This window comes from Desulfobacca acetoxidans DSM 11109, assembly GCF_000195295.1.
GTDB lineage: Bacteria > Desulfobacterota > Desulfobaccia > Desulfobaccales > Desulfobaccaceae > Desulfobacca > Desulfobacca acetoxidans.
Genome location: NC_015388.1, coordinates 2,896,297 through 2,914,073 on the forward strand (window position 1 = coordinate 2,896,297; position 17,777 = coordinate 2,914,073).

The 17,777-nt window shown below is 54.9% G+C and carries 16 protein-coding genes; 8 read left to right on the forward strand and 8 right to left on the reverse strand.

Annotated features, from left to right (window positions below):
* Window positions 1–253: 253 nt before the first annotated feature.
* The gene (locus DESAC_RS13080) at window positions 254–961 is read left to right on the forward strand and encodes an Ntn hydrolase family protein (protein WP_013707553.1); all 708 of its coding nucleotides are present in this window, start codon (window positions 254–256) and stop codon (window positions 959–961) included.
* A gap of 97 nt (window positions 962–1,058) precedes the next feature.
* Here DESAC_RS13080 and pstB (DESAC_RS13085) read toward each other — a convergent pair whose 3' ends face one another.
* The 6 genes from pstB (DESAC_RS13085) to phoU (DESAC_RS13110) form a co-directional block, all read right to left on the reverse strand.
* A complete protein-coding gene (gene pstB / locus DESAC_RS13085) occupies window positions 1,059–1,817 on the reverse strand; it encodes a phosphate ABC transporter ATP-binding protein PstB (protein WP_041284610.1) in 759 nt (252 codons plus the stop codon).
* A gap of 78 nt (window positions 1,818–1,895) precedes the next feature.
* The gene (pstB, locus tag DESAC_RS13090) at window positions 1,896–2,669 is read right to left on the reverse strand and encodes a phosphate ABC transporter ATP-binding protein PstB (RefSeq protein WP_013707555.1); all 774 of its coding nucleotides are present in this window, start codon (window positions 2,667–2,669) and stop codon (window positions 1,896–1,898) included.
* A 4-nt stretch (window positions 2,670–2,673) separates the two neighbouring features.
* On the reverse strand, window positions 2,674–3,510 hold the full coding sequence (pstA, locus tag DESAC_RS13095) for a phosphate ABC transporter permease PstA (RefSeq protein WP_013707556.1): 837 nt from the start codon (window positions 3,508–3,510) through the stop codon (window positions 2,674–2,676).
* Window positions 3,511–3,519: 9 nt separating this feature from the next.
* On the reverse strand, window positions 3,520–4,359 hold the full coding sequence (gene pstC, locus DESAC_RS13100; RefSeq protein ID WP_013707557.1) for a phosphate ABC transporter permease subunit PstC: 840 nt from the start codon (window positions 4,357–4,359) through the stop codon (window positions 3,520–3,522).
* 7 nt (window positions 4,360–4,366) lie between these two features.
* A complete protein-coding gene (locus tag DESAC_RS13105) occupies window positions 4,367–5,155 on the reverse strand; it encodes a phosphate ABC transporter substrate-binding protein (protein ID WP_013707558.1) in 789 nt (262 codons plus the stop codon).
* 160 nt (window positions 5,156–5,315) lie between these two features.
* Window positions 5,316–6,023 carry a phosphate signaling complex protein PhoU gene (gene phoU, locus DESAC_RS13110; RefSeq protein WP_013707559.1) on the reverse strand — a complete coding sequence of 236 codons (708 nt, stop codon included), beginning with the start codon at window positions 6,021–6,023 and terminating at the stop codon, window positions 5,316–5,318.
* 533 nt (window positions 6,024–6,556) lie between these two features.
* Between phoU (DESAC_RS13110) and DESAC_RS13115 the strand changes: the two genes are divergently transcribed.
* From DESAC_RS13115 to phoU (DESAC_RS13145), 7 genes are all read left to right on the forward strand, one after another.
* Window positions 6,557–7,243, forward strand: coding sequence for a response regulator (locus tag DESAC_RS13115; protein ID WP_013707560.1), 687 nt, complete (start codon window positions 6,557–6,559; stop codon window positions 7,241–7,243).
* A 4-nt stretch (window positions 7,244–7,247) separates the two neighbouring features.
* Window positions 7,248–9,023 (forward strand): ATP-binding protein, encoded by a 1,776-nt coding sequence (locus DESAC_RS13120; RefSeq protein WP_013707561.1) that lies wholly within the window; start codon window positions 7,248–7,250, stop codon window positions 9,021–9,023.
* Window positions 9,024–9,304: 281 nt separating this feature from the next.
* Window positions 9,305–10,342, forward strand: a complete 1,038-nt coding sequence (gene pstS / locus DESAC_RS13125; protein WP_013707562.1) for a phosphate ABC transporter substrate-binding protein PstS — start codon at window positions 9,305–9,307, stop codon at window positions 10,340–10,342.
* Window positions 10,343–10,557: 215 nt separating this feature from the next.
* A complete protein-coding gene (pstC, locus tag DESAC_RS13130) occupies window positions 10,558–11,523 on the forward strand; it encodes a phosphate ABC transporter permease subunit PstC (protein WP_013707563.1) in 966 nt (321 codons plus the stop codon).
* Window positions 11,520–12,365, forward strand: coding sequence for a phosphate ABC transporter permease PstA (gene pstA / locus DESAC_RS13135; RefSeq protein ID WP_013707564.1), 846 nt, complete (start codon window positions 11,520–11,522; stop codon window positions 12,363–12,365). Before pstC (DESAC_RS13130) ends, pstA (DESAC_RS13135) begins: the two co-directional genes overlap by 4 nt.
* Window positions 12,362–13,210, forward strand: a complete 849-nt coding sequence (gene pstB / locus DESAC_RS13140; RefSeq protein WP_013707565.1) for a phosphate ABC transporter ATP-binding protein PstB — start codon at window positions 12,362–12,364, stop codon at window positions 13,208–13,210. The genes pstA (DESAC_RS13135) and pstB (DESAC_RS13140) overlap by 4 nt, the downstream gene beginning before the upstream one ends.
* Before the next feature lie 243 nt (window positions 13,211–13,453).
* Window positions 13,454–14,164, forward strand: a complete 711-nt coding sequence (gene phoU, locus DESAC_RS13145) for a phosphate signaling complex protein PhoU (RefSeq protein ID WP_013707566.1) — start codon at window positions 13,454–13,456, stop codon at window positions 14,162–14,164.
* A gap of 30 nt (window positions 14,165–14,194) precedes the next feature.
* Here phoU (DESAC_RS13145) and trmFO read toward each other — a convergent pair whose 3' ends face one another.
* Both trmFO and topA read right to left on the reverse strand, forming a co-directional pair.
* Window positions 14,195–15,502 carry a methylenetetrahydrofolate--tRNA-(uracil(54)-C(5))-methyltransferase (FADH(2)-oxidizing) TrmFO gene (gene trmFO, locus DESAC_RS13150; RefSeq protein ID WP_013707567.1) on the reverse strand — a complete coding sequence of 436 codons (1,308 nt, stop codon included), beginning with the start codon at window positions 15,500–15,502 and terminating at the stop codon, window positions 14,195–14,197.
* Window positions 15,480–17,771, reverse strand: coding sequence for a type I DNA topoisomerase (gene topA / locus DESAC_RS13155; protein WP_013707568.1), 2,292 nt, complete (start codon window positions 17,769–17,771; stop codon window positions 15,480–15,482). The genes trmFO and topA overlap by 23 nt, the downstream gene beginning before the upstream one ends.
* Window positions 17,772–17,777 lie beyond the last annotated feature (6 nt).

The following is a 17,777-nucleotide window of genomic DNA, read 5'->3' on the forward strand; positions in this document are numbered from 1 at the left end:
GTTCGCCCCTACATTCCAATAATTTTTTAAAATGCTAACCGGTACTATGGTAATCTCGCCCCAGGGGGAAAGAAAACGGGCAAAAACGAGCACCGGGCGTTATACTATCGCATAAGTTTCATGTTCAGCAATCACAACGAAGCTTAAAAAATCAGGTGCACAGGCTCTCTAGCCTGTGTCTGGGCGCGCCGGCTGGAAAGGTGGCGCCACCATCTTTCCTGCAAGGCATCACGGGCTGCAGAAGGGAGGGGTCATGACGCTTATCTTGGGTCTGGCGGCAGTGGACGGCATTGTCCTGGCTTCCGATGGCCAGGTGACAACGGGAGAAGTGCGTTCGCCGGGGAAAAAGATCTTTCCTTTAAGCAACAGTATCCTCTGGGCAGCGGCCGGGGAATTATCACTCATTCAGAGGGTGCAGGAGCGCCTGACGGCCCTGCCTTTGGACGCCTCCCTGGCCAATCTTAGGGACCAGATCGGCGAGCTGATCAAAAACTGCGTTTCGGAACTGCTACAGATGGACTTCCGTTCCCAATTTCTGACCCTGGATCAAGACCGCCTGATCCAGTTGCATAATGCCGAATTTATTTTTGCCGAATACAGCAGAAAACCCGAACTGCTGCATCTGAGCGTCTTCGGTTCGCCGGAGTGGATCACTCAGCGGCCTTTTGTAGCCGGCAACGGCGATCTCTTCGCCTATGCCCTGCTTAGCAAGTATCAACCCCAGCATCTCAAACTGGAGCAGGCCACCCTCCTGGCCTATAAAGTAGTGGAGGAAGCCATCGAAGTGGGGGCCTACGGCATCGGCGGGCCGATCGATCTCTGGCTGCTTTCGGCGGCGGGAGTAAAAAAACTCAGCACCGCAGAACTCCATAACCTTGCCGCACACGCCAGAAAACTCCGCAAACAAGAGATCGAACTATTGCAGAATCTGGCGCCAGAAACCATTGCCCCCGGCAGATAGTATCTAGCGCGCGCAATTTACACCGTTTCCGGTTTAATAGTATCCTAATATGAGCTGGCTGTGGTCCGGGCAGGTTGCAGGCAGGTCGAAATCGGCACTAGCCGTACTTCCCGGAAACGTAATCCTCGGTGCGGCTGTCCTTGGGGCGGGTGAAGATGGCGGAGGTAGGGCCGAACTCCACCAGGTCGCCCAGCAGCATGAACCCGGTATCGGTGGAGACCCGGGCCGCCTGCTGCATGTTGTGGGTGACGATGATAATCGTATACTCCTTGACCAATTCCTGCATTAATTCCTCAAGTTGCAGGGTAGCCAGGGGGTCCAGGGCCGAACAGGGTTCGTCCATCAGCAAAATTTCTGGCTCTACGGCCAGCAGACGGGCTATACAGAGGCGCTGCTGCTGCTCTTCGGTAAGGGACAGAGCCGATTGCTGCAACCGGTCCCGTAATTCCTGCCACAAATGCACCGCCTCCAGCGACCGCACCAGGATCTCTTCCAATTCCTTCTTATGCGGCCGTCCATGCAGCGTCGGCCCATAGACGATATTATCGTAAATGGAGAGCGGAAAGGGGTTGGGCCGCTGAAAGACCATCCCCACCTTCTTGCGCAACTGGATCAGGTTGGTGTCCCGACGATAGATGTTATCGCCGTCAATCAGCACCTGGCCGGTAATCGATACGCCATCGATCAGATCATTCATCCGGTTTAACACCCGGAGCAGGGTCGATTTGCCGCAACCGGACGGCCCGATCAACGCCGTAATCCTCTGCCGCACGAAAGAGGCATCGATATTCTTCAGGGCATGAAAACTGCCGTAATATAAATCCAAGTGGCGGATAGTGATAATGTCGTTCGGCATACTCATCATTATTTTTTCAGCAACGGCCTAAAAATAAGCACTGCTTTCCCTTTTCCCTCTACCCTCTTCCCGTTCTTCTTATCCAAACCGCCCCGATATATAATCATCAGTCCGTTTGTCTTTGGGGGCCATGAAGACTTCCGGGGTAACGCCGTATTCGATGAGGCGGCTCATCAGCAAGAAGGCCACTTTGTCCGAACATCGGGCGATCTGTTTGGTGTTGTTGCTCACCAGGATGATGGTAAAATCTTTCTTCAACTCTGTCAGCGTCTCCTCGATGCGAGCCGTGGAGATCGGATCCAGGCCACTGGTCGGCTCGTCCAAGAGAATCACTTCCGGTTGCATGGCCAGTGTCCGCGCCAGACAGAGTCGCTGCTGCTGACCCCCCGAAAGTTTCAGGGCCGAATCGTGCAGACGGTCTTTAACTTCCGGCCATAATTGCGCCGCTTTCAGACTGAACTCTACCAGTTCATCCAAGACCGCTTTCGATCTTTTGCCATGCATCCGGGGGGCGAAGGCCAGGTTCTCGTAAATAGAACGGGGTAGAGGCGTCGGCTTGGCGAAGACCATACCCACCCGCCGGCGCAGTTCATCGACGTTACAATCTCTGGCGAGGATATCTTCGCCGTCCAGGTGGACACTGCCTTCTACCCTGGCGCCGCTCACCAGATCACTCATCCGGTTGAGCACCCGTAAAAATGTTGTCTTGCCGCTCTTGGACGGACCCATCAATCCGAGAATCTCGCCCTGCCGGATGTCCAACCGGAGGTCCTCTATGGCTTGACGCTGGCCATAATAAAAGTTTAGGTCGCGTACCTGAATTTTAATCGGCCAGGTAGAATCTTTTAGCATATCATTAACTATATCTGCGAATGAACCGCTGCATCAGGCTATAGGCGCTGATGTTGATCAGGAGGATGGAGATGATCAAGATGGCCGCGGTCCCGTAAGCATTAGGCATGGACAACCCCTCCCGGGCCAGAATATAAAAGTGCACCGCCATGGAACGCCCCGAATCAAAGAGCGTGGCCGGCAACCGCAACGAAGCCCCCGCAGTAAACAACACCACGGCGGTCTCCCCGATCGACCGGCCGATACTTAACACAATGCCGGTCATAATTCCCGGCAGGGCGCAGGGCAGCACCACCCGGGTGATGGTCCGCCACTTCCCTATTCCTAAAGAATAGCAGACATCGTGATACTCTCGGGGCACGGCCTTCAGAGCCTCCTCACTGGTGCGAATAATCGTCGGCAGCACCATAATAGCCAGACTCAGTCCCCCGGACAACATCGACCAGCCCAAGTTTAGCTTGATGACAAAGAGCACAAAACCAAAGAGGCCCAAGATTATCGACGGTACTCCCGCCAGACACTCCGCCCCAAATCGGATCAGGCGGGTAACCCAGCCTTCCCGCGTGTATTCCGTCAGATAAATAGCGGTTCCCACTCCCAGCGGCGAGGCCACCGCCAGGGCTACCAAGGTCAAGTAGATGGTAGTAACAATGGTCGGGAAGATCCCCCCGGCCCGTCCCATGTCTTCGATATCATGGAACAAAAAGTGAAACGTGACCTGGGGTAGGCCTTTGACTGAGATAAAGGCGATGATAAATATCAGGAAAAAGAGGGTCAGTCCGGTGAGGCTCCAGAGCAGGCTTTTCATCAGCCGCTGCGTCAGAAACGGGTCAATCCGCATGGTTTGGCCTTATTTCCGCCCGGCAATGAGCGTTGCTGCCGTATTCAGGATCATGATAATGATAAACAGGATGATGCCGGTGGCAAAGAGCCCTTCGCGGTGGGCGCCGGAGGCGTAGCCCAGTTCCAGAGCGATATTGCTGGTCAGAGTGCGCACCGGGTCCAGGATGGAGGTAGGAATCTTCAAGGCGTTGCCGGCCACCATAATCACTGCCATCGTCTCGCCGATGGCTCTCCCCATGCCCAAAATAATGGCGGTGATGATGCCGGAACGGGCGGCTGGCAACACCAGCTTGCGTACCGTCTGCCATTGGGTGGCCCCCAGCGCAATAGAACCTTCACGATAGATGGCCGGTACCGCATTGATAGCGTCAATGGAGATACTGATCACCGTCGGTAGGATCATAATCCCGAGGATCAACGCCGCCGCCAGCAGCGACAAGCCCGGCCCCCCCAGATAATTACGGATAAGCGGCACCAGCAGCACCACCCCCAGGAAGCCATAAACCACCGACGGTATGCCTGCCAAGAGTTCTATCGTGGGTTTGAGGATCCTGGTCAGAGACGGCGGTGAAAACTCCGCCAATACAATGGCGCAGGCCAGGGCCAGCGGCACCCCAAAGATCATGGCCCCGAGGGTCACGTACAGGGAAGACAGGATCATGGCCAAAATGCCGAAATGACCTTTGGTGGGCGCCCAGTGAGCCCCTAAGACAAAATTGTGAATCCCGGTTGTAACGATTACCGGCATCCCTTCCAAAAAGATAAAAATAGTGATGAGCAATAAGGACCCGATGGCCGACATAGCCAAAAGCAGGAGAACTTTTTCGATCAGTTTTTCGTTACCCATTCTTGGCTCACTGCTCGCCGATGCTGACCAGACCTTCATTTTCCAAAATCAACTGCCCTTTGCGGCTTAAAACATAATCATTAAATTCCTTGGCAATGCCGGTCGGCCGATCCAAGGTCACAAAGAGAAACCGCCGGGTAAGTTTATACTCACCCTTCTTGATGTTCTGGCTCGTGGGGCTGACCCCGTCAATGGCCAACGCCTTTACCTGGTGATTCACGAGACCGCAGGAGATATAACCGATGGCATAGGGATCCGTAGCCACAATCTCCCGGACGGCGCCATTGGAATCCTGCACCAGGGCCGAAGGGGTGATCTCGGTTTTACCCATAACCAACTCTTCAAAGGCAGTGCGGGTACCGGACCCTTCTTCTCGCGTGATTACATGGATGCCGTGGGCCGGCAAACCCAAGGCCGACCAATTGTGCAAGCTGCTGGTAAAGATGCGCCGCAGATCCTCTAAAGAGAGGTCGGTCAATCCCGAGGTGGGATGGACGATAACGGCGATGCCGTCAAAAGCAATGACTGTCTCCCAGAGTTTTTTTTCCGCCGGAGTTAACTCCCGAGATGAGGCCCCGATGTCTGCCGCACGCTGCTGCACTGCCATGATGCCGGCGCTAGACCCCCCTCCCTGAACATTGATAAGGCAGCCGGCACACTTTTGCATATAGACCTCCGCCAGCTTTTCGGCGAAGGGCTGCACCGAAGTAGACCCGGCAATGGTCAGCGTTTGCCCCTGTCTTTCGCTGCGGCCGCAGCCTAAGATCAGACCGGCCAGCAGCAGAAACGATATCAATAGCTTATTCCTGATAATATTCACGACCTATCAATCACCCGCGATTCATAAGGAGCAACAGCCGGTGGACCGGCTTCCAGCCGATGCAGAAGTTATTTTCCTCCAACTCGGAACTCAATACCTGCTTCCCAACAAAGGTTTAGGCCGCCCCCCCCCTCGATCAATGGAACTCCTCATCCAGATAATCCAACGTCGCCTTCTGATGACGGATAATTCGACCCTTTACCATAAAGACCACCATCTCACAGATATGCACCGCATGGTCGCCAATGCGCTCCAGGAATTTAGAAATCATAAAGGTCCGCATGATGTTGTGCATTGACTGCAGATCCCTTCCTTGCATCCGTTTCACCGCCTCCCAAAGGCTGTCCTGGTAGATCCGGTCTATCGCCTGATCCCTCCGGGCCGTCTGCAGAGCCAGCTCCGCGTCCCAATTGATAAAGGCCCTGAGACTGTTCTCTAACAGTTCTTGAACCTTAACTGCCATGCTGAGCTGAGGGGTTAAATCGATGGAGTTTTCCATAGCGGCAATCAGGTCCAGGGCATAGCGGCTGATGTTGCCGGCCAGATCGCCGATCCGCTCCAAAGTAGTGATGATCTTCATGGCGGTAGTGATAAAACGCAGGTCGGTGGCTGCCGGCTGATACAGGGCGATCATGGTCAAACAGCTCTCGTCGATATCTACCTCCAAAGAGTTGATCTGCTGATCCCCTTCAATGGTCGCCAGGGCCGGCCCTTCTTCCCAGGTCTCCAGACTGATGCAGGCCTGAGCGATGGCATTGGCTACCATCTCCCCCAAACTCAAAATTTTGCTTCGCAAAGTTTGGAGGTCATTTTCAAATTTGCGGCTGACATGTTCTCGCGGCAAGACGAGATCATCCTCCTCGCCATGAAGATGTTTACCGGGAAACGACGTTCCCCGAGCAGATTTATATTATATTATGCTAACATTAATCTAACAATAAACCAATGCAATTATCCTTATAATTGCGTCAGCCACAAACCGTGAGATTTGTTTACCGGCGCTCCAAACTATCTCCCTTCTGCCAATTCCTCTACCATTCTTCCCTGTTACCGGATATAATACCGTGGCTGACCTGTACCGCAACCAACGGGGGGTTAAAGCTTCTGTAACACCCCAGTTGTTTGGGGCGAAGATAAGATTCGCCCCTACGGATGGGCCTGTCGGTGCTGCAGTGCTGCTAGAGTGGGCACCGGCCACCCCTTCCTTGGTCTATGCTCTCAGATGGCTGAGGTATTACTGGCTTTTTATTTTCACTCTATTTTTTAGCCGAAAACCGTGAACGATAAAAGTGCAATCCTAACAAAGAAATTGTTGTCTCCTAACATTCGCATGCCATACTATTAATATTTCGCTTGTTTTTTGTCGGGAGGCAGTTAATGGCCAAAGAACATATTCTCGTGGTGGACGACGAAGAGGACATCCTCGAGTTGGTCCGCTATAATCTCACCAAAGAAGGTTATCGGGTGACCGCCGTCGCTACCGGTGAAGAGGCATTAAGAACAGCCCACTCGATCCACCCAGAGCTCATCCTGCTGGATTTAATGCTGCCGGGAGTAGATGGCCTGGAGGTCTGTCGGAAGTTGAAGCAAGACCCCAAGACCAGCCACGTGCCGATCATTATGCTGAGCGCCAAGGGCGAGGAGGCGGATATTGTCACCGGCCTGGAGTTAGGTGCCGCCGACTACGTCACCAAACCTTTCAGTCCCCGCGTCCTGATTGCCCGGCTGCGGGCGGTCCTCAGGCGCCGGTCGGCCGAACCCCTGTCCGAAAGCGCCCCTCTTACCATCCATGATCTGGTAATTCATCCCGGCCGACATGAAGTATTGATCCAGGGGCAACAGGTGGATTTGACCGTCACTGAATTCCGCCTGCTCCACATGCTGGCCCGCCGTCCCGGGTGGGTGTTTACCCGGTCCCAGATCGTCAATACCGTTCACGGCGATGATTATCCCGTTTCCGACCGCTCCGTGGATGTCCAGGTAGTCGGTCTGAGAAAAAAATTAGGCGCCCTGGGAGATTACATCGAAACGGTGCGGGGCGTCGGCTACCGCTTTAAAGAATAATCCTGTGCGCCGCAAGAAAATCATCTGGCATCTCTACCCGCCTTTTTTAGGCATTACCCTGATATCTCTATTGGTGACCACCGTCTACGTCACCAGGTTCTGGCGCCAGCTTTATCAGGAACAGCTTACCACCGACTTGGTCAAACAGGCCCGATTGGCCGAGGCCCAGATCAATCCCCTCCTCAATGCTTACGAGTACTCATCTCTGGATGAATCGGCTAAATACCTGGGCCAACAGACCGGCATCCGGTTTACGGTGATGCTCCCGGACGGGAAAGTCGTAGGCGACTCCGCTTACGACCCCGCAAAGATGGAAAATCACGCCGACCGGCCGGAATTTCAGGAGGCCCGCAAAGGCGCCGTCGGCATCTCCGTCCGGCAGAGCTACACCCTGGAGGAGCGCATGATCTATGCCGCCCTCCCCATCAGGGTCAAGGACCGCATCACCGGCATCATGCGGGCCGCTCTGCCGGTCACCTATGTGGACAAAATTCTCCGCGAGATCTATCTAAAAATCATCGCTGGCGGCCTGGTTATCATTCTAGTGGCCGCAATCGTTATTTACAGCATCACTCGGCGTTTGAGCCGCCCCCTGACCGAAATCAACCGCGGGGCCGAAAGGTTCGCCCGGGGTGACCTGAGCAGCAAGGTGCCGGTGCCCGAAGCCGCGGAGCTGGCCAGTCTGGCCGAGGCCTTAAATAATATGGCGGCGCAGCTGGACGACCGCTTTCGCACCATCCTGCGGCAGCGTCAGGAACAGGAGGCCATTCTCGCCAGCATGGTCGAGGGCGTCGTGGCAGTGGACATGAATGACCGCCTCATCACCCTCAATAAGGCCGGCAGCCGCCTCCTTATGGTCAACCCTGAAGTAGCCAAGGGGCAAAGCATCCAGGAAATCATCCGCAATCAGGAACTCCAAAGGTTTTTGCAGCAGACACGCACCGCCACCATACCGGTGGAAGGAGAGTTAACGCTCAACGGTCTGAGTGAGCGCATTATTCAATTACATGGCAGTAAACTCTTGGACGCCCAGGGCAAGGTCATCGGCGTCCTGTTGGTCATGAACGACGTCACCAAAATGCGGCGTTTGGAACGGATCCGGCGAGATTTCGTGGCCAATGTCTCACATGAACTGCGAACCCCGATCACCTCTATCAAGGGCTTTGTCGAAACCTTGCAATCCGGCGCCATTTATGAACCTGACAACGCCGTCCACTTTTTAAATATCATGGCGCGACAGGCCGATCGCTTGAATCAAATTATCGAAGACCTGCTCACGCTCTCTCGCATCGAACAGGAAGAGGAAGAGGGCAAAGTCACTCTAACCTGGAAACCGCTGAAAACCGTTCTGCAGGCGGCTATCCAGGTATGCGAGGTCAGAGCCGCCGAAAAGCAGATCACCATCTCTCTCTCCTGCCCCGACAATCTGCAGGCCCGCATCAATCCCCCGTTGCTGGAGGAAGCGGTGGTCAATCTGATCGATAATGCCATAAAATACAGCCCGCCGGAAACCGCCGTTGCCGTAACGGCCGAACCGGCCACCGAAAAAGTCCTCATCCGGGTGCGGGATCAGGGTCGAGGCATCGCCCTAGAACACCTCCCCCGCCTGTTTGAACGGTTTTACCGCGTCGACACCAGCCGCAGCCGCAAAGTAGGCGGCACCGGCCTCGGCCTTGCCATCGTCAAACACATCGCCCAGGCCCATGACGGCTGGGTCACGGTGGACAGCACCTTAGGCCAGGGGAGTGTCTTCACCCTGCACCTCCCCCTGTCGGCCTAAACCGAATGACGATGACAGTCTTACCCCTCCATTTTTCTGACAGAATTCTAATCCCCAGCTCACGACGTTTAAATATCCATTCCTTAATCTAGCTATTCAAAGATCAAAGTTTCGTGTACCGAGTCCTGAATGGATTTCCTTTCATATCAATCTTGAACCTTTAATCTCGAAACTCGAAACCCAAAATTCCAAGACCAGGCCATCATCACCAATAATTAATGAATAGCTAACAGTAATCTAACAAAAATAAAACAAACTAAAACAAAAGGAGGAGTCTGTACATGAAGAAAGTGGTCGGTTTACTGACAATATTGGCCTGCCTGGGGTTGCCGCTCTTAGCCCAGGCCGAGGTCACGATTAATGGCGCCGGGGCATCCTTCCCATATCCGGTCTATGCCAAATGGGCGCACAAGTATTACGAGTTGAATAAAGTTAAGATAAATTATCAGTCGATCGGTTCGGGCGGCGGCATCGCCCAGATTAAGGCCAAGACCGTGGATTTTGGCGGTTCTGATGATCCTTTGAAACCTGAAAATCTCCAGAAGGATAATCTGGTGCAGTTCCCCACTTTAATGGGCGGCGTGGTGCCGATCATCAATCTTAAGGGAGTGGACGCCGGACAGATTACCCTGTCTTCCGAAGTCTTGGCTGATATCTTTCTCGCCAAGATCAAAAACTGGAATGACCCGGCTATCGTCAAGCTGAACCCCAAAGTCAAATTGCCCAATCAGGCCATTACCGTCGTACATCGGGCCGATGGTTCCGGAACTACCTGGATTTTTACCAATTATCTGAGCAAGGTCTCCAAGGAGTGGAAAGAGAAGGTCGGCAACGCTAAGTCCGTATCCTGGCCCACTGGCGTCGGCGCCAAAGGCAATGAAGGCGTCGCCAACAACGTCAAGCAGGTGGAAGGCGGCATCGGCTACGTTGAGTACGCTTATGCCACCATCAACAAGATTCCGCATGCCAACCTCATCAACCGTTCCGGCAAAGCCGTGGCTCCGGGAACAGAGAGCTTTAGCGCTGCCGCAGCCGCCGCCGATTGGAAGACAGCTCCCGGTTTTTATATGGTACTCACGGATTTGCCGGGCGAAAAGACCTGGCCCATCGTCGGCGCCACCTTCATCCTGGTGCAAAACGAACAGCCTGATCCCGATAAGGCCAAGACCATGCTCAAATTCTTCGAGTGGTGTTATAAACATGGAGACGCCATCGCCGAAGAACTGCATTATGTTCCTATGCCCGATAGCGTCGTGGGCATCATTGCAGAGGCCTGGACCAAGGAGATTAAGTCTGGCAATAAACCTGTATGGCCATAGTCTGCCACAAATACCGATTGCTCAAACTTTTGTCCTTTATGTTTTCTTGGACCTCCTTGAGGGACTAAGCATCATCTACCATTCATGGGTTCAATGGATATCCTCTCGCCTTTGGGAATCAGGGTGAGAAGTCTGAAAGGGGGCGCGGTGCACCGTGCCCCTACGCCTTGAATACCAAACTACGTTCCCGTGGATTTCAAAAAGGTATCGTGTATATGTCTCGACCTCTGGAGATGACCAGAGCCGCGCAGGAAAAAACCCCTTTAAGGGTGAACGCCGATGCCGTCTTTAAGTGGATAACCGTAATCGCCACCCTGGTTATCCCTTTAATCATGGCGGGTATTTTTTGGGAACTTTTCAGTCTTTCCTGGCTGGCGCTCAAGACCTTTTCCTGGCGCTTTTTCATCACCGAAACCTGGAACCCGGTGACCCAGACCTTTGGGGCTGCCAGCAGTATTTACGGTACGGTAGTCTCTACCCTCATTGCCATGGCCCTGGCGGCGCCGATGAGCATCGTCATCGCTCTGTTTCTGGTGGAACTCGCCCCGCCTCGGGTCAGTAAAGTGGTGAGCACCCTGATTGAATTGCTGGCGGCCATCCCCAGCATTATCTACGGCATGTGGGGGCTGTTTATCTTCGCCCCCTTCATGGCCAACTATGTGCAGCCCTTTTTAGGCCGCACCCTCGGTTTCCTGCCTTTATTCGAAGGGCCACCCATGGGGATCGGCATGCTTACCGCCGGGATCATCCTGGCCTTTATGATCCTGCCATTTATCACTGCCATCTGCCGGGACGTCTTCGCTTTGGTGCCGGCCGTAATGAAGGAATCCGGCTACGGCGTCGGCGCCACTACTTGGGAGGTGACCTACAAGATTACTATTCCCTACGGCGCCGTCGGGGTCCTGGGGGCGCTCTTCCTGGGTCTGGGAAGGGCGCTGGGTGAAACCATGGCCGTGACCTTCGTCATCGGCAACACTCACAGGATTGCCCTTTCTCTCTTTGCCCCTGGCAACAGCATCGCCTCTTCGCTGGCCAATGAATTTGCCGAAGCCACCGAACCGATCTATATCAGCTCCCTCATCGCCTTAGGTCTGGTGCTCTTTGTTTTCACCTTTATTGTTCAGATGATATCGCAACTCATGCTGCGGCGTTTGTACCGCACGTGGAGTATCAAAATATGATTTCTCGGCCGGCTACCGGACGTCGCCTCGTTAATCTGCTGATCAGCATGATAGCCGCTATCGCCGCCTGTCTAGGTATCTTTATCCTTCTGTGGATCACGCTGATGTTGGCCTATAAGGGACTGCCGGCGCTCAACCTGGATTTTTTTAGCAAAAACCCCACCCCGCCCATGGTAGCCGGCGGAGGTCTGGCCAATGCCATCCTCGGGACCCTGCTGTTGACTTTTTTGGCCACCGTGATGGCCGTGCCCATCGGTCTTTTAGCCGGGGTCTGTCTGGGCGAATTTGGGCAACACTCCAAATTGGCCGAGGTCTGCCGCTTCGCCTCCAATGTCTTAACCGGCATGCCCTCGATCATCGTTGGGGTGTTTGTCTACGGTTTGTTGGTCCTGACGACCGGCAATTTTTCGGGATTTGCCGGAGCCGTGGCCCTGGCGATTATCATGCTTCCCGTCGTGGCTCGCACTACCGAGGACATGCTCCGTCTGGTACCTGATCCGCTGCGGGAATCGGCGCTAGCCATGGGCTGCCCCCGTTGGCGGGTAACCCTGGCCATTGTCTTCCGCGCCGCCCGCTCCGGCATTATGACCGGGGTGCTGCTTGGCGTGGCGCGGGTCAGCGGCGAGACCGCACCACTCCTGTTCACCGCCCTCAACAGCCCCTACATGATAAGTTCTTTAATGCAGCCAACCCCCAACCTGACTGTTACTATCTTCAATTATGCCATGTCTCCGTATGAAGACTGGCAGAGGCTGGCCTGGGGTGCCTCCCTCTTAATCACCGCCTCCATTCTGGTCCTGAACCTGCTGGCCCGCCTCACTTTTGGAGAAAAAAAGCGATGACCGCCACCCGACCGAAAGAACAACCAAACAAACGTTCTCTCATAAAAAACGCCGAGATCGCCGAAGTCATTCGAGAGGCAGCGCCGCATACCGGGGCCAAGATTTCGGCCCGCGTTCTTAACTTCTTCTATGGCGACAATCAAGCCCTCTTTGACAATAACCTGGATATCGCCAAAAATCGGGTGACCGCCATTATCGGGCCTTCAGGTTGCGGCAAATCGACCCATATCAGAATTTATAACCGTATCTTTGAACTCTATCGGGACCAACGGGCGGTCGGCGAGGTCATTCTCGATGGCAAAAATATCCTGGCGCCGGATACCGACGTCCTTGAACTGCGCCGTCGGGTAGGTATGATCTTTCAAAAACCGACGCCCTTCCCCATGAGTATCATCGATAACATCGCCTTCGGCCTAAAGCTGCATTACAAACTGAGTCGGAGCGAGACTGCCGACCGAGTCGAGGACGCCCTGCGCAAGGCCGCTATCTGGGATGAAGTAAAAGATTCCCTGCACAAACCCGGAACTGCCCTCTCCGGCGGTCAGCAGCAGCGACTCTGTATTGCCCGGGCTATCGTGGTGGAACCTGAAGTCTTGCTCATGGATGAACCCTGTTCGGCCATCGACCCCATTGCCACCAACAAAATTGAAGAACTCATCCATGAGCTCAAAACCATTTACACCATTGCGATTGTCACTCACAATATGCAGCAGGCGGCCCGTGTTTCTGACTATACCGCATTTTTCTTCTCCGGCAGGATCATCGAATTCGGCGCCACCAAACAGATCTTTACCAATCCGGCCAACAAACAGACGGAAGAATACATTACCGGCCGCTTCGGATAACATCAGGCCTAATGGTCGCTCACCGACCCCAAAACCGGTAACGGCTGCCAAAAACAGTCCGTTTTTTAGTCAGCACAATAATGGTTGCATTTTCACAATCAGCAGAATAAAATCTTGGCGGAAAGCCCGATCTGACCTCGTAAGCCTGCTGTTTTAAGCGGTTATGATGATCAGCCTGACCTTGATCTGCACGGCAGGGCCAGGGAAAGCCGTAGACGCCCGCCTCAGCTAAGGATTATCCTTATGACCAGGACACTCGAACTAGAAATTAACTTTTTGAAAAAGAAAATCCTCTCCGTCTGCACCATTGTGGAAGAAAACGTCCGCGACGCCGTCAAGGCCCTGGTAAAACGCGATACTGACCTGGCTGCTAAAGTGATTGATGCGGATGAGGAAATCGATGCCCTGGAAGTGGAAATCGAAGAAGAATGTCTGAAGACCCTGGCCTTGCATCAACCGGTGGCCAGAGACCTGCGCTTCATCATTGCCGTCTTCAATATCAACAACGACTTGGAGCGTATCGGTGATCTGGCCGTCAACATCGCCGAACGAGCCATGTCTCTGGCTTCCTGCGCCAACATCGATATCCCGTTCGACTATACCAGTATGGCCGAAAAAGTTCTGCTCATGGTGAAAAAAAGCCTTGATGCCCTGGTGCAGATGAACCCCGAACTCGGACGGGAAGTGTGTGAGGAAGATGATGAGGTCGACGTGATGAACCGGGAGGCTTACTCAAAAGTCCAGGAGCGTATCCGCCTGTACCCCGAGAGAGTGGACTGTCTGATTCAGCTTCCTGCCATCTCCAGCGAACTGGAGCGCATCGCCGATCACGCCACCAATATCGCCGAAGAAGTGATTTACCTGGCCAAGGGGGAGATTGTCCGCCACAAAATCGAAAAACCCCAGCTTCGGGTGGTCAAATCAGAGACAGGCAATAACTTCGAAACCAAATAATTGCCCCAAAAACCCAGCTTACCACACCCCTCAAAGCCTCGCCAGCCACGCCTCCAGGGCCTCCAGGGCCCGTTGGGCATACGCCGCGCCGCGCCCCTTCTTCGGCACCCGGCCCGGCAACGCAGGGAATAAGCCGAAATTCACATTCATCGGCTGAAAATCCCTGACCTCAGTATTTGTAATATGGCGCACCAAGGCCCCCATGGCCGTTTCCGGCGGCGGGCTGAGCAGCGGCTGCTGCCGGGCTAGGCGGGCGGCGTTGACCCCGGCCAGCCAGCCCATAGCGGTGGACTCCAGATACCCCTCTACGCCGGTTATCTGCCCCCCCAGGAAGAGCTGCGGTCTGGCAGCAAAATTCAGGAAGCGGGTGAGTAGTCCAGGGGAGTGGATAAAGGTATTGCGGTGCACGCTCCCCAAACGGGCAAATTCTGCCTGCTCCAATCCCGGCAGGAGCCGCAGCACCCGCCGCTGTTCCCCGTATTTCAGACGCGTCTGAAACCCTACCAGATTATAGAGTTCTCCTTCCCGGTTTTCCTGGCGAAGCTGCACTACCGCAAAAGGCTGCCGACCGGTGTGGGGGTCCATCAAACCCACCGGTTTCATGGGTCCGAAGAGCAGGGTCTGATATCCCCGAGCCGCCATGACTTCGATAGGCAGACACCCCTCAAAAAAACGGGCCTCTTCGAATGTCCGCAGCGGCATCAGCTCAGCCGTAGTCAAGGCCTGATAAAAAGTCTGATAATCCGCTTCCGTCAGGGGACAGTTGAGATAATCGTCCCCCGCCCCATAGCGGGAGGCCCGGAAGACTATGTCGTGGTTGATGGAATCAGCAAAGACAATGGGAGAGATGGCGTCATAGAAATGCAACTGTTCCCTGCCGGTCAGCTCCCTCAATGACTCCGCCATGGAATCGGTCGTGAGCGGACCGGTAGCGATAACCGCCGGTTCGGAAAAATTCAGGGCCGTAACTTCCTGCCGGACAATCTCAACGTCCGGCTGTTCTGCCAATGCCTCGGTAATGAATCTGGCAAAGGCCTGCCGATCCACGGCCAGGGCCTTGCCTGCCGGCACCCGACTCGCCGCTGCTGCCCCCATGATCAGCGAACCCAAGCGGCGCAGTTCATTTTTCAACAGACCGATGGCGCTGTCAGGTGCCTCCGAGCGCAGGGAGTTGCTGCAGACCAGCTCACCCAACAGGGGTGACTGATGTGCCGGAGAAAATCTCTCCGGCTTCATCTCGAACAGGCACACCCGTACACCCTGACGCTGCGCCTGCCAGGCCGCTTCCGCCCCCGCCAGGCCTCCGCCGACAATATTAATCAGTGCCGGGTTCGTCAAGGTCCGGCTCCGTGTAGCCACAGCTCTTCTGTGGACAGGCCAGGATCTTGCCCTGTTTTTTTAATTCCTTGCGAACCATGACCGGAAAGCCACATTGCGGGCAGGCCTTGGCCACCGGGGGGTAATTGAGGGCATAGGTACATTCCGGATAGTTGCTGCAACCGTAAAAGACTCCCCGCTTAGATTTCCTGGCCCGCAGGACTCCGGTACAATCCGGTTGCGGACAGGGAACTGCCTCCACCTCTCCTTCCTCCTCCTGTAAACTGCGGGTATAACGGCATTTGGGATACCCCGGACAGGCCAGGAACGGGCCGAAGCGGCCCTGCTTGGCCACCAGGGTCTGCCCGCATTTCGGACAGACCTCGGTTATCTCCGGCAGATCGGGGGCGGGGACGTTATTTTTTTCTTCCGGAACAATCCGCCCCTGCTCATCACGACTGAAATTCCGGGTGTAGCGGCATTCCGGGTACCCTGAACATCCCAGGAATTCTCCCGTCTTGCCCCACTTGATCAGCAGCTCGGCGCCGCATTGCGGACATGTCAGGCCGGTGGCCAGGCTCTTGACCCGAGGCATGACCTGTTTGGCCTCCTGCAACTCCTGGGAAAAGGAGCCATAAAAATCCCGCAGGACCTCCTGCCAGATAACCTCCCCCTCAGCAACGGCGTCCAGGCGGTCCTCCAGATTGGCGGTAAAACCGACATTCATAATCTTCGGAAAACTGGCCACCAACAGGTCGTTAATCATTAAACCGAGTTCCGTAGGCTTAAACCCAGCCTTGATCTTGGCGACATAGAGCCGCCCCAGAATAACGCTGAGGATCGTAGCATAAGTGCTGGGTCGGCCGATCCCTTGTTTTTCCAGCTCCTTAATCAGGGTAGCTTCAGTATAGCGCGGCGGCGGTTGGGTAAAATGCTGTTTTGGTTCGAGTTGTAGCAATTCCAACAGCTCGCCGACTTTCAAGGGCGGCAGTTTGATATCTTCTTCTTCTCCCGCCGCGTCAGGAGTTTCCTCATAGAGCACGGTGAAGCCGGGGAACTTTACGACGGTGCCGGTGGCCCGAAAAGTGTAATGATTTGCCGAAATGTCGGCAGTAGTAACCAGCAGCCGGGCCGGCTCCATCTGACTGGCGACGAACCGCTTCCAGATGAGTTCGTAGAGTCGCAGTTCGTCTTTCTCCAAAAACGGCGCCACCGCAGCCGGCGTGCGGCTGACATCGGTGGGGCGGATGGCCTCATGGGCCTCTTGCGCCGTCTTCCGACTCTTGTAAGCATTGGGTTTGGCCGGAAGATAATCCGGACCGAATTCCTGCCGGATAAAATCCCGCACTGCGGCAACAGCCTCACCCGCCACCCGGGTGGAATCGGTGCGCATATACGTGATCAGACCCACCGGTCCGGCCGCACCTAAATCCTTCCCTTCATACAACCGTTGCGCCACCTGCATGGTCTTCTTGGCCGCAAACCGCAGCTTGCGGCTGGCCTCCTGTTGCATGGTGCTGGTAATAAAAGGCGGCAAGGGTTTTTTCTGGCGCTCCTTCTGTTCGACGGCGGTTACCGTGTACTGCGCTCCCTCGAGGGCGGCTACCACCGCTTGGGTCTGTTCGGCTTTGGCCAGTTCAAGCTTCTTGCCCTTGTACCTAATAAGCTTAGCCTGGAACGGAGGCGGCTGCTCGGCCTTGAGATGGGCCGTCAGAGACCAGTATTCCTGCGAAACGAAGGCCAAAATCTCCCGCTCCCGGTCACAGATCAACCGCAGGGCCACGGATTGCACGCGGCCGGCGCTCAATCCCCGCTTGACCTTCTCCCACAGCAGGGGTGAAATCTGATAGCCTACCAATCGATCCAGGATGCGGCGGGCCTGTTGGGCTTCATACCGGGGCCGATTGAGCTCCATCGGCTTGGCCAGGGCCTCCTGAATGGCCCTGGGGGTCAACTCATAGAACAAGACTCGGTGGAATCGATGTTTGCCGCTTTTTAATACCTCGGCAATGTGCCAGGCGATAGCCTCACCCTCACGGTCGGGGTCCGGCCCTAAGTAGATATCTTCAACATCATGCGCCGCTCGCTTTAAATCCTGAATCGTCTTAGTCTTCCCGTCAATGGTGACGTACTTGGGAATAAAATTTTTCTCCACATCCACGCCCAGCTCTTTTTTGGGCAGGTCCTTGATGTGTCCCACCGAAGCGCGCACCTCGAAGTCTTTGCCTAGATATTTCTGCAGAGTCCTGGCCTTGGCCGGGGATTCAACGATGAGTAATGATTTGGTCATATAGTA

Excerpts from the sequence above, each read along its gene's own strand:
- topA (WP_013707568.1), bottom strand. The coding sequence starts at position 17,771 with ATGACCAAATCATTACTCATCGTTGAATCCCCGGCCAAGGCCAGGACT.
- pstA (WP_013707556.1), bottom strand. The coding sequence starts at position 3,510 with ATGCGGATTGACCCGTTTCTGACGCAGCGGCTGATGAAAAGCCTGCTC.
- DESAC_RS13080 (WP_013707553.1), top strand. The coding sequence starts at position 254 with ATGACGCTTATCTTGGGTCTGGCGGCAGTGGACGGCATTGTCCTGGCT.
- pstA (WP_013707564.1), top strand. The coding sequence starts at position 11,520 with ATGATTTCTCGGCCGGCTACCGGACGTCGCCTCGTTAATCTGCTGATC.
- pstS (WP_013707562.1), top strand. The coding sequence starts at position 9,305 with ATGAAGAAAGTGGTCGGTTTACTGACAATATTGGCCTGCCTGGGGTTG.
- pstC (WP_013707557.1), bottom strand. The coding sequence starts at position 4,359 with ATGGGTAACGAAAAACTGATCGAAAAAGTTCTCCTGCTTTTGGCTATG.
- pstB (WP_013707565.1), top strand. The coding sequence starts at position 12,362 with ATGACCGCCACCCGACCGAAAGAACAACCAAACAAACGTTCTCTCATA.
- pstB (WP_013707555.1), bottom strand. The coding sequence starts at position 2,669 with ATGCTAAAAGATTCTACCTGGCCGATTAAAATTCAGGTACGCGACCTA.
- pstC (WP_013707563.1), top strand. The coding sequence starts at position 10,558 with ATGTCTCGACCTCTGGAGATGACCAGAGCCGCGCAGGAAAAAACCCCT.
- pstB (WP_041284610.1), bottom strand. The coding sequence starts at position 1,817 with ATGCCGAACGACATTATCACTATCCGCCACTTGGATTTATATTACGGC.
- DESAC_RS13115 (WP_013707560.1), top strand. The coding sequence starts at position 6,557 with ATGGCCAAAGAACATATTCTCGTGGTGGACGACGAAGAGGACATCCTC.
- phoU (WP_013707566.1), top strand. The coding sequence starts at position 13,454 with ATGACCAGGACACTCGAACTAGAAATTAACTTTTTGAAAAAGAAAATC.